The organism is Marinobacter sp. NFXS9 (genome assembly GCF_040148665.1).
GTDB lineage: Bacteria > Pseudomonadota > Gammaproteobacteria > Pseudomonadales > Oleiphilaceae > Marinobacter_A > Marinobacter_A mangrovi.
Genome location: NZ_JAGDDW010000006.1, coordinates 215,551 through 229,405, shown reverse-complemented (window position 1 = coordinate 229,405; position 13,855 = coordinate 215,551). Strand labels below are relative to the sequence as shown.

The 13,855-nt window shown below is 62.2% G+C and carries 11 protein-coding genes; 7 read left to right on the top strand and 4 right to left on the bottom strand.

Annotated features, from left to right (window positions below):
* Nucleotides 1-113: 113 nt before the first annotated feature.
* Nucleotides 114-680 carry a helix-turn-helix domain-containing protein gene (locus J3364_RS11775; protein WP_349558530.1) on the top strand — a complete coding sequence of 189 codons (567 nt, stop codon included), beginning with the start codon at nucleotides 114-116 and terminating at the stop codon, nucleotides 678-680.
* A gap of 65 nt (nucleotides 681-745) precedes the next feature.
* Nucleotides 746-1,810, top strand: a complete 1,065-nt coding sequence (locus tag J3364_RS11770; protein WP_349558529.1) for a beta-N-acetylglucosaminidase domain-containing protein — start codon at nucleotides 746-748, stop codon at nucleotides 1,808-1,810.
* A 244-nt stretch (nucleotides 1,811-2,054) separates the two neighbouring features.
* On the opposite strand, the gene crp is transcribed toward J3364_RS11770, so the two are convergent.
* Nucleotides 2,055-2,696 (bottom strand): cAMP-activated global transcriptional regulator CRP, encoded by a 642-nt coding sequence (crp, locus tag J3364_RS11765; RefSeq protein WP_004579976.1) that lies wholly within the window; start codon nucleotides 2,694-2,696, stop codon nucleotides 2,055-2,057.
* Between the two features lie 324 nt (nucleotides 2,697-3,020).
* Here crp and J3364_RS11760 point away from each other — a divergent pair, with 324 nt between their 5' ends.
* The 4 genes from J3364_RS11760 (at nucleotide 3,021) to J3364_RS11745 (ending at nucleotide 6,162) form a co-directional block, all read left to right on the top strand.
* Nucleotides 3,021-3,443 (top strand): OsmC family protein, encoded by a 423-nt coding sequence (locus J3364_RS11760; protein ID WP_349558528.1) that lies wholly within the window; start codon nucleotides 3,021-3,023, stop codon nucleotides 3,441-3,443.
* Between the two features lie 282 nt (nucleotides 3,444-3,725).
* Nucleotides 3,726-4,520 carry an adenosylmethionine decarboxylase gene (gene speD / locus J3364_RS11755; protein ID WP_123635196.1) on the top strand — a complete coding sequence of 265 codons (795 nt, stop codon included), beginning with the start codon at nucleotides 3,726-3,728 and terminating at the stop codon, nucleotides 4,518-4,520.
* Nucleotides 4,521-4,674: 154 nt separating this feature from the next.
* The gene (locus J3364_RS11750) at nucleotides 4,675-5,277 is read left to right on the top strand and encodes an FMN-dependent NADH-azoreductase (protein WP_349558527.1); all 603 of its coding nucleotides are present in this window, start codon (nucleotides 4,675-4,677) and stop codon (nucleotides 5,275-5,277) included.
* A 39-nt stretch (nucleotides 5,278-5,316) separates the two neighbouring features.
* Nucleotides 5,317-6,162, top strand: coding sequence for a pirin family protein (locus J3364_RS11745; RefSeq protein WP_349558526.1), 846 nt, complete (start codon nucleotides 5,317-5,319; stop codon nucleotides 6,160-6,162).
* 291 nt (nucleotides 6,163-6,453) lie between these two features.
* Here the strand turns inward: J3364_RS11745 and J3364_RS11740 are convergent, their stop codons facing one another.
* Nucleotides 6,454-7,320 carry a phosphoribulokinase gene (locus tag J3364_RS11740; RefSeq protein ID WP_123635193.1) on the bottom strand — a complete coding sequence of 289 codons (867 nt, stop codon included), beginning with the start codon at nucleotides 7,318-7,320 and terminating at the stop codon, nucleotides 6,454-6,456.
* 153 nt (nucleotides 7,321-7,473) lie between these two features.
* Nucleotides 7,474-11,229 carry a DUF1631 family protein gene (locus J3364_RS11735; protein ID WP_349558525.1) on the bottom strand — a complete coding sequence of 1,252 codons (3,756 nt, stop codon included), beginning with the start codon at nucleotides 11,227-11,229 and terminating at the stop codon, nucleotides 7,474-7,476.
* Nucleotides 11,230-11,436: 207 nt separating this feature from the next.
* Between J3364_RS11735 and J3364_RS11730 the strand changes: the two genes are divergently transcribed.
* Nucleotides 11,437-12,537 (top strand): aminopeptidase, encoded by a 1,101-nt coding sequence (locus tag J3364_RS11730; protein ID WP_349558524.1) that lies wholly within the window; start codon nucleotides 11,437-11,439, stop codon nucleotides 12,535-12,537.
* Here J3364_RS11730 and argA read toward each other — a convergent pair.
* Entirely contained in the window at nucleotides 12,534-13,841 is a 1,308-nt protein-coding gene (gene argA, locus J3364_RS11725) for an amino-acid N-acetyltransferase (protein WP_349558523.1), read from the bottom strand. The two genes, J3364_RS11730 and argA, sit on opposite strands and share 4 nt — an antisense overlap.
* Nucleotides 13,842-13,855: the final 14 nt, after the last annotated feature.

Below are 13,855 nucleotides of genomic sequence, written 5' to 3'. Positions count from 1 at the left end.
CTGCTGGATGGACAACACGTGCGTTATAGCGCACGATTGCAGCGACAGTAGCACTTGTGCGCTATAACGCACAACCGGAACCATCCGAAGCTCAAAAGGAAGGACGCGAATTCATGGAGATCGCCACCCATTTGGCCACCACCCTGCGCGAGCTGCGCCGGCAGCGACAGTGGAGCCTGGATCGGGCCGCCGAGGCGACCGGCGTCAGCAAAGCCATGCTCGGCCAGATCGAACGGGGCGAATCCAGCCCGACGGTGGCCACCCTCTGGAAAATCGCCACCGGCTTCAACACGGCATTCTCCGGGCTGATCACCCCTCTGCCTGCGCCCCTCGATACGCTGGTGTTCGTCTCCAACGACCAGGGTGACGCGAACCTGGCCGGCGATGACCTCAGGGTCCGGGCACTGTTTCCCTTTGAGGCCCGCTTTGGCTTCGAGTTGATGGAGCTGACTTTACCGCCGGGTCTTGAGCACCGGTCCGAATCCCACGAGCCCGGCGTGATCGAGCATGTGACCGTGATCGACGGAGCCATGGAGGTGCTGATCGAGGGTCGCTGGCATCCGCTGGCCAGCGGTGAGGCCAGCCGCTTTGCGGCGGATCGGCCGCATGGCTATCGCAACCCGCACGCGACCCCCGCCCTGTTCCACAACCTGATCCACTATCCCGCGGGCACCCGCTAGCGCACGGGTGCCCTGCATCCGTCAGGCTGTTAACCTAGCTGGATACGCCCACGCAAAGGAATCGAATGAAAACGCCACTGGGGATCATTGAAGGTTTCTTCGGCCGGCCCTGGAGTTGGAAGGCCCGCGCCGATCTGGTCGCCCGACTGGCCCCGCACGGGTACAGTTTTTATCTCTACGCACCCAAGGCCGATGCTTTCCTTCGGCGGCGCTGGGACGAGCTGCATCCGGTGGAGGAAGCCGATGCGCTGCGCCGGTTCGCCCGCCACTGCAAGGTTCATGGCATGCGCTTTGGCGTGGGCCTGAGCCCGTTCGAAGTGTACCGCCAGTTCGACGACCGGGCCCGTCAGGCGCTGACCGAAAAGCTCGCTTTCCTCGACAGCCTGGACATCGATGATCTCGCGATCCTGTTCGACGACATGGACGGCAGCACCCCGGAACTGGCCCGTCGGCAGCTGGAAATCATCGATTGGATCCACCACCGTTCCGGTGCCGAGCGTCTGATCATCTGCCCCACCTATTATTCCGACGATCCGGTGTTGGATCGCGTGTTCGGCGAACGCCCGGCCCGTTATCTCGAAACCCTGGGCGAGAACCTGCCACCGTCGGTGGACATTTTCTGGACTGGCGAGGAAGTCTGCGCCCGGGAAATTTCCCCGGGCAACCTGGTCCAAGTGACCGGCCTGCTGCGCCGCAAGCCATTGTTGTGGGATAACTACCCGGTCAACGACGGCCCGCGCATGTCCCAGTTCCTGCATCTGCGCGGGTTTACCGGTCGTCAGGCCAGCATCGGCGAGCATCTGGCCGGTCACGCCATCAACCCGGCTTTGCAGCCGACGCTCAGCTGCATCCCTGCCATCACCCTGGCCGCCAGCTACCGCCAGCGGGAGAACTACCGCTACATGGCCGCCTTCCGCAAAGCCGCCCGGGAAGTCATGGGCGAGGAACTGGGCTCTTACCTGGAGCAGGACATCATGGCTCTGCAGGATGTGGGACTGGACCGGCTGGGCGAGCGGGAGGCGCGACTCAGGCGCCATTTTGGCCAGAGCGACCATCCTGGCGCGCGGGAAATTATCCAGTGGCTGGACGGGTATTACCGGATCAGCGATGAGGCGGTTCAGACGCAGTAACGTAGGTTAGGCTGACGCAGGAAGCCCAACAATGCCTGACTGGCCCCACGTTTCCGACCAATATCGCTGATCCATGCCTGTCCCGGGACAGGCGACGGTATTGGCGGTCCCTTTAACCTCCGATGTTGGGCTTCCGGCGTCAGCCCAACCTACGGGACGACACCAGAAAGCGCAGATCCCCGGCAATCGCCCATAAAAAAACGGGCCGCAGCCCGTTTTTCCGAAACCATGGGCCGGCGCGGCGTTACCGCGTGCCGTACACCACCATGGTCTTGCCTTTGACCTGCACCAGGCCCTGGTCTTCCAGGGTCTTGAGGACCCGGCCGACCATTTCCCGCGAGCAGCCGACGATGCGGCCGATTTCCTGGCGGGTGATCTTGATCTGCATGCCGTCCGGATGGGTCATGGCATCCGGTTCCTTGCACAGGTCCAGCAGCGTGCGCGCGACCCGGCCGGTGACGTCGAGGAACGCCAGATCGCCCACCTTGCGGGTGGTCTGACGCAGACGCGTAGCCATCTGCTCGCCGATGAAATACAGCACGCGCGGGTCCTGCTGGGCGATCTCGCGGAATTTGGTGTAGCTGATCTCCGCCACTTCGCACTCGGTCTTGGCTTTGACCCAGGCGCTGCGCGAATCCATATTGTCGAACAGTCCCATCTCGCCGAAGAAATCTCCGGCGTTGAGGTACGCCATGATCATCTCGCGGCCGTCGTCGTCTTCGATGATGACCGTGACGGAACCCTTGACGATGTAGAACAGCGAATCACTCTTGTCGCCGGCGTAGATGATGGTGCTTTTCGCCGGATAGCGACGACGGTGGCATTGGGACAGGAAGTAGTCGAGGTGTTTGGTCTTCTGCTCAACCGGTCTGAGAATAGTTGCCATAATGCTGTTGTGCCTCCTTAATGGCGAATCCCGGTGTTGTTGTAATAACCCAGCGTCCGTGTGGGCTGATCGTTGTTATGTTGCCCGGTGTGTCCGGATCTCCCCTGTACAGAGTCGTTGCTCTGACGATCCGGCCGGTATGCCGATAGTGGCGAGCCACTTATAACAGGAAGGCTGTAGCCCGGCAACTTGGCCCGATGGGGGCTGCCTCCCGAGTATAGAACAAATGTCCAGATTTTCCGCCACTTGCGCCCGTCATGCCCGATCGCGCGCCGGTTCCCGCGGCTGTGGTAGCATGCGCCTTTATCCACAGGAGACCGAACTATGAAAGCAACCATCGACTGGACCGGCGGTGCCAGCTTCCGCGCCACCAGTGGCACCGGTCACAGCGTCCAGCTTGACGGTCCGCCGGATCACGGTGGCGAGGACAAAGGCCCGCGCCCCATGGAAATGCTGCTGATGGGCCTGGGCGGCTGCTCCTCGTTCGACGTCATGAGCATCCTGCAGAAATCCCGCCAGGACGTTACCGGCTGCCACGCCGAGCTGTCGGCCGAACGGGCCGATGCGGTGCCGGCCGTATTCACGCGCATCCACCTTCACTTTATCGTGACCGGCCGTAACCTGAAGGAAAATCTTGTAAAACGTGCGGTATCGCTGTCCGCCGAGAAGTACTGCTCGGCCTCCATCATGCTGGAGAAGGCTGGCGTCGAGATCACCCACGATTACGAGATTCGTGACGCGGATTAAGGGCCCTTCTCTGGGAAACAGAAGCAGAGGTACTACACTGTTTTCCTGACCGTTTGATGACCGTTGCCGGGCAGGATCCCGGCCGGGAACGAACTGCGGGAAACCGCTACAAAAAAGGGGGCGGGCGATCTATCCATCCACAGACCGGATAGGCATAATACGCCCCCTCTCCGCCGGTCTGCGCAAAAGGTGAGCAATCCTGGTCAGACACCGGTGGCGGCCTTGGCGGCACAGTTGCGCTTGTGTCCGCTGTCATTCATCTCCTTAACCGGGGGGGCTGTGATGGAAACCAAACTTGAGCTGCATGGTTTCAATAACCTGACCAAGTCTTTGAGCTTTAACATCTACGACATCTGTTACGCGCGGACCGAAGAGCAACGCAAGGCGTACATCGACTACATCGACGAGATGTACAACGCCGAACGCCTGACCCAGATCCTGTCGGATGTGGTCAAGATCATCGGCGCCAATATCCTCAACATTGCCCGCCAGGACTACGAGCCGCACGGCGCGTCGGTCACCATGCTGATCGCCGAGCACGAGCTGGGTGACGGCACGCCAACGGACAACGAGGAATCGCCGGGCCCGCTGCCGGATACCATCGTGGCGCACCTGGACAAGAGCCACGTGACCGTCCACACCTATCCGGAAAGCCACCCTTACGAGGGCATCAGCACCTTCCGCGCGGATATCGACGTGTCCACCTGCGGTCTGATCTCGCCACTGAAGGTCCTGAACTACCTGATCCACAGCTTCGACTCCGACGTGGTGACTGTGGACTATCGCGTACGCGGCTTTACCCGTGACGTGAACGGCAAAAAGCACTACATCGACCACGACATCAACTCGATCCAGAACTACCTGACCGAAGATACGCAGAACGCGTACCAGATGATCGACGTCAACGTGTACCAGGAAAACCTGTTCCACACGAAGATGAAGCTCAAGGAGTTCAACCTGGACAACTACGTGTTCGGCGTGAACGCCAGTGACCTGGATCCCGAGGAAGCGCAATCCATCTCGGAACGTCTGCAGCGGGAAATGCTGGAGATCTTCTACTCCCGCAACGTCGAATAAGCGCCGCCACACCGGTTCTGCCGCGCCCTCCGGGGCGCGCGCCCTCCTCCATCAAATATTCTGAACAAACCTTCCAGAATTCTCCGTTTTCATCTTATCCTCCCACGCAGTTCAATAGCCTCATACCCTTTGCATCGCACCGGAGGCATTGAACATGAAAAACATTCTCGTCATTACTGCAAGCATCTTCGGCCAGGACGGACAATCATCCCAACTGGTCAAGCACACGCTGGATCAGCTCCGTGAGACCCACGGCGAGATTCGCACCACCTATCGCGACCTGGCCGCCGAGCCGGTCCCGCACCTGGATGCGTCCCGTTTCGGTGCCTTCCTGACCGGCGCCGATGACCGCAGCAGCGACCAGCAGCAGGTGGTGGATTATTCAGATTCCCTGATCCAGGAGATCAAGGATGCGGACGTGATCGTCATGGGCGTGCCGATGTACAACTTCGGTATCCCGTCCGGCCTGAAGGCCTACTTCGACCACATCGCCCGGGCCGGCGTGACGTTCCGCTACACCGAAAACGGCCCGGTGGGCCTGCTGGAGGACCGTCCGGTTTACGTACTGGCCGCTCGCGGCGGTATCTATGCCGGCACGCCGAACGATTCGCAAACGCCGTACATCCGTTCGTTCCTGGGCTTCCTGGGTCTGACCGACCTGCACTTCGTCTACGCCGAAGGCCTGAACATGGGTGACGAGAAGAAAGAGAGTGCCCTGCAGGAAGCCGGGCGTACTATTGAAACCCTGACTGCCTGATCCAGGCAGTCCCTTTTCCCTCGTGGAAGGAGGTCAGTCATGACAGAACGTGCCCTCAGACAGGTTATTCCGGGTGCCGAGACATCCGACGGGGCTGGCGTGCGCATCAAGCGGTCGCTGGGCCAGCATCCCTCGGTACGGCTCGACCCCTTCCTGATGCTGGACGAGTTCGGCTCGGCCGACGCCGCGGATTACATCGCCGGCTTCCCGTCCCATCCGCACCGGGGTTTCGAGACCGTGACCTACATGATCGAGGGGCACATGCTCCATGAAGATCATCTGGGCAACCGGGGCGACCTGCGCAACGGCGGCGTGCAGTGGATGACCGCCGGTCGAGGCATTATTCACTCGGAAATGCCCCAGCAGGAAGAAGGCGTGATGCGCGGTTTCCAGCTTTGGCTGAACCTGCCCGCGGCGGAGAAGATGACCGATGCCGGCTACCGCGACATCCAGCCGGAAGAGATCCCGGACATCAACTTCGACGGCGGCCGCTTCAAGCTGATTGCGGGCGAGTTGACCATCGACGGCGACCACCATCGCGGCGCGGTAGCGGATCGCAGTACCCAGCCGATCTACGCGGACATCCACCTGGATGCCGCTGGCCAGATCACGTTGCCGGTGCCTGAAGGCCATAACGGCATGCTGTACCTGTACGACGGCGACGCCAGCCTGGGCGAGACGGCCCTTCAGCGCAGCGCGGCCAACGTGCTCGGTGACGGCGACCGCATCACCGTCACCGCCGGCGCAAACGGCGCGCAACTGCTGCTCATCGCCGGCAAGCCTATTGGTGAGCCGATCGTGCAGTACGGGCCGTTCGTGATGAACACCCGGGAAGAGATCGAACAGGCCCTGCAGGACTACCGGGACGGTCGCCTGACCGCCTGACCGCTCATGGTCGATCACGAACCCTGCGTGATCCCCTTTGGCGCATAGGTTGCTGACCTATGCGCTTTTTTGTGCGTGAAGGAATATCAAGAAGCCCGCGATGGGGAGTGGCAGCACAGCAAATAATCAGTGATTTGCCTCTATCGTGAGTTCCGGGAGTGTCTGAGGCAACGAAGGGCAAGGCGCCCGGAGCGCAGGATGCGAGGCATACCGTCTGGTAGGTGAGCCGACCGGGGTTGCGCTCAACCACCGCGTAACGCAGCCCTTCGTTGCCTCAGGCGCTCCTCCCCCCTATGCGAATTGCTTGTGGGCCATGAGCTCCAGCACCATCGGCCGCACAATCAAATCCATCGCCAACGGCAACTTCGTCCCCGGAATCACCAGCGTGTCGTGCCGCGACATGTGGCTATTGGGAATCATCTGCAGCAGATACGGGAAATCGATGTCCCGATGATCGCGGAAGCGGATGACGATCAGGCTCTCGTCGTCGTTGGGCACTTCCCGCACCAGGAACGGGTTGGAGGTGTCCACCATCGGCACCCGCTGGAAGTTCACATGGGTGTGGGAGAACTGGGGCACGATGTCGGTGACGTAGGCGTCCATCCGGTTGATGATGGTCTTGACCACCGCTTCCTGGGAATACCCGCGCTCGTTGGTGTCCCGGTAGATCTTCTGCATCCACTCCAGGTTGACGATGGGGACCACGCCGATCAGCAGGTCCACATACTGGGCCAGGTTGTAGTGCTCACTGACGATCCCGCCGTGCAGCCCTTCGTAGAACAGCAGGTCGGTGTCCGTCGGCAGGGGCGCCCAGGAGGTGAACGTGCCGGGCTCATACCCCTGGCGAATCAGGTGCAGGTCCTCGTCATGCACGTACTCCCGGAACTGGCCGCTGCCACTGACGCTGTAGTCGTAGAACAGCCCTTCCAGGCGGTCGACGTGGTTGGCGTCCAGGGAGAAGTGGTTGCGCTGGCCGTAGCGTCCCTTTTCCGCCAGCACCGTCATCTGGTCCCGGGTGTAGCGGTGGAAGCTGTCGCCACTGACGCGTGCCGCCCGGATGCCCTCGCTGGCAAAGATGCGGCTGAAGATCCGGCCGGTGGTCGTCGTGCCGGCACCGGAGGAACCGGTCACGGCAATAATGGGATGACGTTTTGACATAGTCGCTGTGGTCCCGGCAGCACAGCTGCAGGACGTCTCGGGCCTGTGCAGGTCTGTGGAATGGCGGCCTTGCCGATGGCGATCCGGCGACCAGCGCCGGCCGTGCTTTGGCAATGCCCAAGGTGGGCAGCATAGCGGGGATGAAGCGCTGTGTCAGCTCAGGACGTTATGCAGCAGCTGCGGTTTCTCGATGATGTAGCCCTGGGCGTAATCCACACCCAGGCCGCGCAGGGCATCCAGGGTATCCCGGTCTTCCACCTGTGAGGCAATGACTTCGCGCCCCATGTAGTGGGCCATATCCACCATGGAGCGGACCATGGCCCGATCCGCCTCGTTGTGGGTGACGTTGCGGGTGAAAGCGCCGTCGAGTTTGATCAGGTCGAGTGGCAGGGTGCGCATGTACTGGTAGGAGGTCGGACCGCTGCCGTAGTTGCCCAGGCAGAAGCGACAGCCCAGCTCCTTCATTTCGACCATGAAATCCGCCACTTCCTGCAAGTTATGGATCGCCGCCGCCTCGGTGATCTCGAACCAGAACCGCTCGATGGGCGCGTCTTTTTCGCTCAGCTTCTCGTAGATGAATTCCAGCAACGATTCGTCGTTGAGCGAATAGCCGGACAGGTTGATGCACACACCGCCCAGCTTGTCGGCGCCGGAATGCCTGTCCCGCAGGGCGTCCAGCATGTGCCCGACCACCCAGCGATCCACCGCCTGCATCCGGTTGTAGCGTTCTGCCATGCGCACAAACTCGGCCGCCGTAATCAATTTCCCCGTGTCGTCGTACATGCTGATCAGGATTTCGTACTGGGTTGGCATGCGCGCTTCGGGATGCAGCGGGATGATCTTCTGGCAGCGCAGCAGCACCTGTTCATCGTCCAAGTTGCCCAGGCCGGCAATGCGGGCGGCGATCTGTTCCTGTTGCGACTGCACCTCCGAATCCAGCCGGTAGGTGGCGATCTTGCCGTTGCCCTGCCGCTTGGCCTCCTTGGTCGCCTCGTCCGCCGCCCGCAACCAGCGCTCGGCGGTGACCAGTGCCGGCAATACAGGCACAATCCCGGCACAGGCGCTGATGCGATAGCGCCGGTCGTCAAAACTCAGGTCCAGCGCCTCGACGTCTTCGATCATGCCCCGGGCCAGGCCCTCGGCCTGATCTTCCGTACAGAGAAACGCAAACTCGTTACCGCCCAGGCGGGCCAACGGGTGATCCTCTGCCACGTGCCGGCGCAGGCATTCGGCCACCCGCGCCAGGGTGTCGTCGCCGCGCTTGTAGCCGGCGGTGTCGTTCAGCAACCGGAACTGACGCAGATCGATTTCCACCAGGGCCAGAGGCGATTCCGTGGACCGGGACAAATGCTGTTCCAGGATACGTTCGAATTCCCGGCGGGCCAGCAGGCCGGTGAGCTCGTCGTGGGTAGAGACCCAAGACAGCTGGTCGTAAACCTGCTTCACCATACGATCGATGCTTTCGTCCACCAGCGGCCGTTCGTACTGGCTGTCCGGCACCAGGATGCCCTGCTGGAGTTGACGCGCCAGTGGCTCCAGTTCCAGCTCGACGACCCGCATCCCCTGGTGATTGACGAACACGAAACGACTGAACTCCCGCGCCACCCAGACCAGGCGTACGTAGAATGGCTCCTTCGGATTCTCCTGGTTGCGCAGCCATTCGCCGGTTTGCAGCCGTTGAGCCCGGCCGATCCAGCGTTGCAGGCTGCGTTTCTGGCGTTCGCTGGCTTTGTCTTCGGGTGCCGGCTCCGGGCTTTCCGCTTTGGGGAAGTCCACCCATTCCGACGATTCCGGGCCACGCTTGACCAGGAAGGCTTTCAGCTCGTCCCGAATCTGGGCCGAGGGCATGTGGTTGCTGGAGATGGACGCCAACCCATCCTGAATGACCCGCAGCAGTTCCGGCAGGTTGACGTTGGCTTCGGGGTCCTCGCCGTAGGCCAGCAGGGAATCGAGCACCGACAGGTAATCCTGCCACAGCTGGCTGTCCGGACCCTGGCGAATCCAGGTCAGCGACAGCAGATCGCGCCAGCCGCCATTCAGCATGCTGACCACCGCCTTGGGTATCCGCTTGCCGCCGAGGCGCTGATCCAGCAACTCACTCACCGCGCGCTTGGCTTCGGACACCTTCTGGGCCCCTTCGGCGGCCGCGGTGACCCGCTCCACGTTGCGCCGATAGACCAGGTTCTGACGTTCGATCAGGTTGTCGAGGTCGCCCTGAACGGTCTCGAACACCCGGGTGTCCTGCTCGAACTCGCTGACAATGCGCTGGATCATCTCATCCACCCGGCGCTGGACCACCGGATTGAGACGCCCCCCTTTCACGCCGAGCTGGGCCAGGCGGTTCATCACACCCCGCACCGGACTGTTATGATCATCGAAGAAGGCACGATCCCGCAGCACCACCTTGAGCACGGGTACTTCGAGCTGGCGCAGGTGGTGGCGCGCCGAGTCGTTCAGGCGCGGGCTGTCGACCACGCTGCGGAAGAACTGGTCCACCACATCCAGCGATTCCTGCTGTTCTTCGTCAAGCCCCACGTCACCACCGGCCCTGACCTTCTCAACCACCCGTTCACGCAGGGATTCAGCGGGTTCGGCATCCGGCGTGTCAGCCTGGATCCGCTGCAGGCTCTGCAGCTCACGCTGGAATTCGCCGGCGGACAGAGGCCGGGCATTGACCGGGAAAGGCAGCGGTTGGGAATCACCCCGCTCCAGGCGGCTGGCACTCAGGGTGGCCAGCAAGTTGCGGACGGTGGCGAAGGCATTCTGGGCACTGAGGGAATAATTCCGGAAGCTGTCCCGTCCCCCTCGGGCACGGCTTTTCTCGGGTCCGGCGGGCGCATCTGTCTTTCTCGCGGGCGCGGTGCCGGCTAGGGGCTCAGGCACCGGTTTTGGCTTGGGCGCCGGCTTGGGCTCCTCCTGGCGAGGTGCCCGATCACTGAGGTATTTGGTCAGGTCAAGGTCCGGCAGGATGCCATGCCGAATCAGGATCTGGTTCAGTTCCTGATACAGCGGTCCCAGTGCCTTGAGCACCACCTGTTCGAAAACGCGCAGGCAGACTTTTTCCACCTCGCGACTGACTTTCAGGTGTTGCAGGCTGCCGTGGAAGGCTTCGCAGACCAGCGACGGCCCCAGCGGATTATGGTGACCGGTGGCGTTGGACACGTTCAGCTTGTCCAGTCGCATGCGCAGTTGCAGCAGATCGCCCCGGTACATCGTGTCAGCCTTGGTGACCATCACCTTGATGGTCAGCCAGTCCTCGAATTCCCCCTTATCGACCAGCGACAGTTCCGAGCCCGGCACGCCCTGGCGTTCCGGCTTGAGCGGCGACTCCAGGGCCAGCATCATCTGGTGCCAGACCGCACGCTGGCGCGATCCCAATTGGCCGGCGGCATCCATCAGTTCGTTGGCCTGCTGATCGGAGCTTGCCTGCTGGGCCGCTTCCTTCAGCGCACTGACCATCCGCGGCAGGCATTCTGCCATCAACGGCTCGATATGATGGACCACCGACTTGGCACACTGGTGAAGGACAAACTGCACCCGCTCGCTGGGTGGCTTGAGGTGGGCACGCTCCTGCTCACGGTGGGCGCTGCACTGGGTGAGCATCGCATTGACCGCATCCGGGTTGGAGCGGGTAAAGGACACGCCAATCGCGCCTTCAATGAGGCGCGCAACACGCACGTGAAGGGCATGGGTGCTGCGCCCGTCGGCGCCCCGGAAACGAACGACCAGCTCGTCGGGCTGCTGCTCGGACAATACACGTCGGACCCGGCGATCCGTATCGGCGGAGAATCGGATGAACAGGCCTTCCGCGCAAAAATCCGCAATCTGGCAGGGCCATGTCTGTTCCGCAGTGGCCTGGAGTTGCGCGGCAAGCTTGATCGGTCGGCGAGGACTGGCGCGTCGTTCCATCAAATCCCTAAGATGCAATAGTAGAAGCAGAGGGCGTCCGGATTGCCCGAGCAGGGTACTCCGCCTGCCGTGACATGCTCCACATCATGAAGCAATCGACCCATGATCCATTATAGTGTCTGGAAAGTGGCCTGCCGCTCACATTGACAAGCTTTTACAAACCGGCGCCATTTCCGGTTCGGTCGCTCATTACGGACAGGATCCATCATGGGAAAGCTTAGCCAGATCTATCTACTTCTGCTACTGATCTTTGGTCTATCCGGCTGTCACTCCATCGCTTATTACCATCAGGCCGCCAGCGGCCAGCTGTCCCTGCTCTGGCAACGCCAACCCATCGACGAGGTCCTGGAAGACCCAAAGACAACACCCGCCCTGCGACACAAACTGACGTTGGCGCTGCAGGCCCGCGACTTTGCCCGGGATGATCTGGCCCTGCCCGTAGGTGACACCTTCTCTGATTACGTCGCCCTGGATCAACCCTACGTCGTGTATAACCTTATGGTGGCGCCAGAATTTTCCCTGGATCCCCATACCTGGTGCTACCCTTTCATCGGCTGCCAGTCCTATCGCGGCTACTTCCACCTGGACGACGCCCGCGCCGCCCGCAAACCCTACGCCGAACAGGGAAACGACACGTTCATTGGCGGGGTGACCGCCTACTCCACCCTGGGCTGGTTTGACGACCCCATCCACTCGGGCATGACCCGCCTGCCGGATGATCGGATGGTGGAGCTGATCTTCCACGAGTTGGCCCACAAACTGATCTATGTTCCCGACGACACCCGCTTTAACGAAAGCTTCGCCACGGCGGTGGAACTGGAGGGGCTCAAGCGCTGGCTGCAGGCCACCGGCCAGCCGGAAAAATATCAGGAAGCCCAGGCCCGGCTGGAGCGGCGCGCCCAGACGCTGGCGTTGATCGAGGACACGGCCAGCCACCTGAAAACGTTGTACGCCCGGCAAGACGAGATGACCGAAGACGCCATGCGGGCACGCAAGGCCGCCGTGCTGGACGACCTGAAAACCGCCTACCGCCAGCTTGAGGCCACCTGGCCGGAACCCGGGCCGCTGGGTGGCGTCATGGCCCACGTCAACAATGCGGTCCTGGGACTGTTCCGTCAGTACAACAGCGACGTGCCCGCCTTCCGCCAGTTACTGGCGGACAGCGGCGGGGACTTCCCGACGTTCTATCAGCGGGTCGAGACGCTGGCCGAAGCATCCAGGGCGTCGCGCCGGGAACAGCTCGACGCCCTCGATCAGCGCTGGCAGCCCGTGGTGGCGGATTCAGCGGTCGATCAAACCAGCCACTAAAGCCGTTTGACGAACACCTTGGAGTTACGCTGGGTGTTGTAACTGGCCAGCTTGGGCCCTGGCAGCGATTGCACGCTGGTGGGTTCGAAACCGCGCTCACGGAACCAGTGTTCGGTCTGGGTGGTGAGCACGAACAGGCGCTCCAGGCCCCGGCTGCGCGCGTTACGTTCGACCACGGCGAGAATGTCGTCACCCCGGCCGGCCCGGCGGTAGGAAGGATCGACGGCAAAGCAGGACAGCTCGCCCGACTGCTCCGCCGGATACTCATAGAGCGCCGCGCAGCCGACGATGGTGCCGTCCCGTTCCACCACCGTGTAGCGATCCACTTCAGTCTCCAGCAGCTCCCGTGAGCGCCGCACCAGAATACCCTGCTCTTCCAGCGGCTGGATCAGTTCGAGAATGCCGCCGATGTCTTCCACCCGGGCGCTGCGAATCTGCTCGTAGTTGTCGTCGCTAACCAGCGTACCGGAACCGTCCCGGGTGAACAGCTCCTGCAGCACCGCACCGTCGCGGGTGTAACTGATGATCTGGCTGCGCCGAACGCCGCGCACGCAGGCTTCGCAGGCCGCTCGCAGCAGATCGGCCGCATGACCTTCCAGATCGCCGTCCGCCAGCCGCTCCCGGGCCTGGCGCACGGTCAGTTCCCGGATCAGATGGCCGGACTCGTCGAGCACGCCGTCCTCACCGGTGAAGATGATCAGCTTCTCGGCTTTCAGGGCCGAGGCCACCTGGCTGGCCACATCCTCGTAGGACAGGTTGAAAATATCGCCGGTGGGTGAATACCCCAGCGGCGGCAACAGCACGATATGGCCCAGCCGCAGCAGGGTTTCAATGCCTTCCACATCGACCCGCCGCACCCGGCCGGTATAGCCGAAGTCTACGCCGTTGAGCACGCCCACCGGCCGCGCCGTGATCAGGTTGCCACTGCTCACGCGGATGCGGGCCCCGTGCATGGGCGAGTTGATCAGCCCCATGGACAGCCGGCTCTCCAGATGCGCGCGCAGGGCGCCGACCGCTTCCATCACCAGCGGCAACTGATCTTCCGGGGTCACCCGCAGGCCGTCGTGGAAGCGAGAGTCCAGGCCGGCCTGATCAAAGCGCTGCTGGATCTGCGGGCGAGCCCCAAAGGTCACCACCAGCTTGACGCCCAGACTGCTCAGCAGGGTGATGTCGTGGATGATGTTGATCAGGTTCTCGTGGGCGAGCGCCTCCCCGCCCAGGGTCAGGACAACGGTTCGCCCCCGATGGGCATTGATGTAGGGGGATGAATGGCGGAATCCGTGCAGCCAGTCATTCGATTTCAAACGCGTTGTCTCCC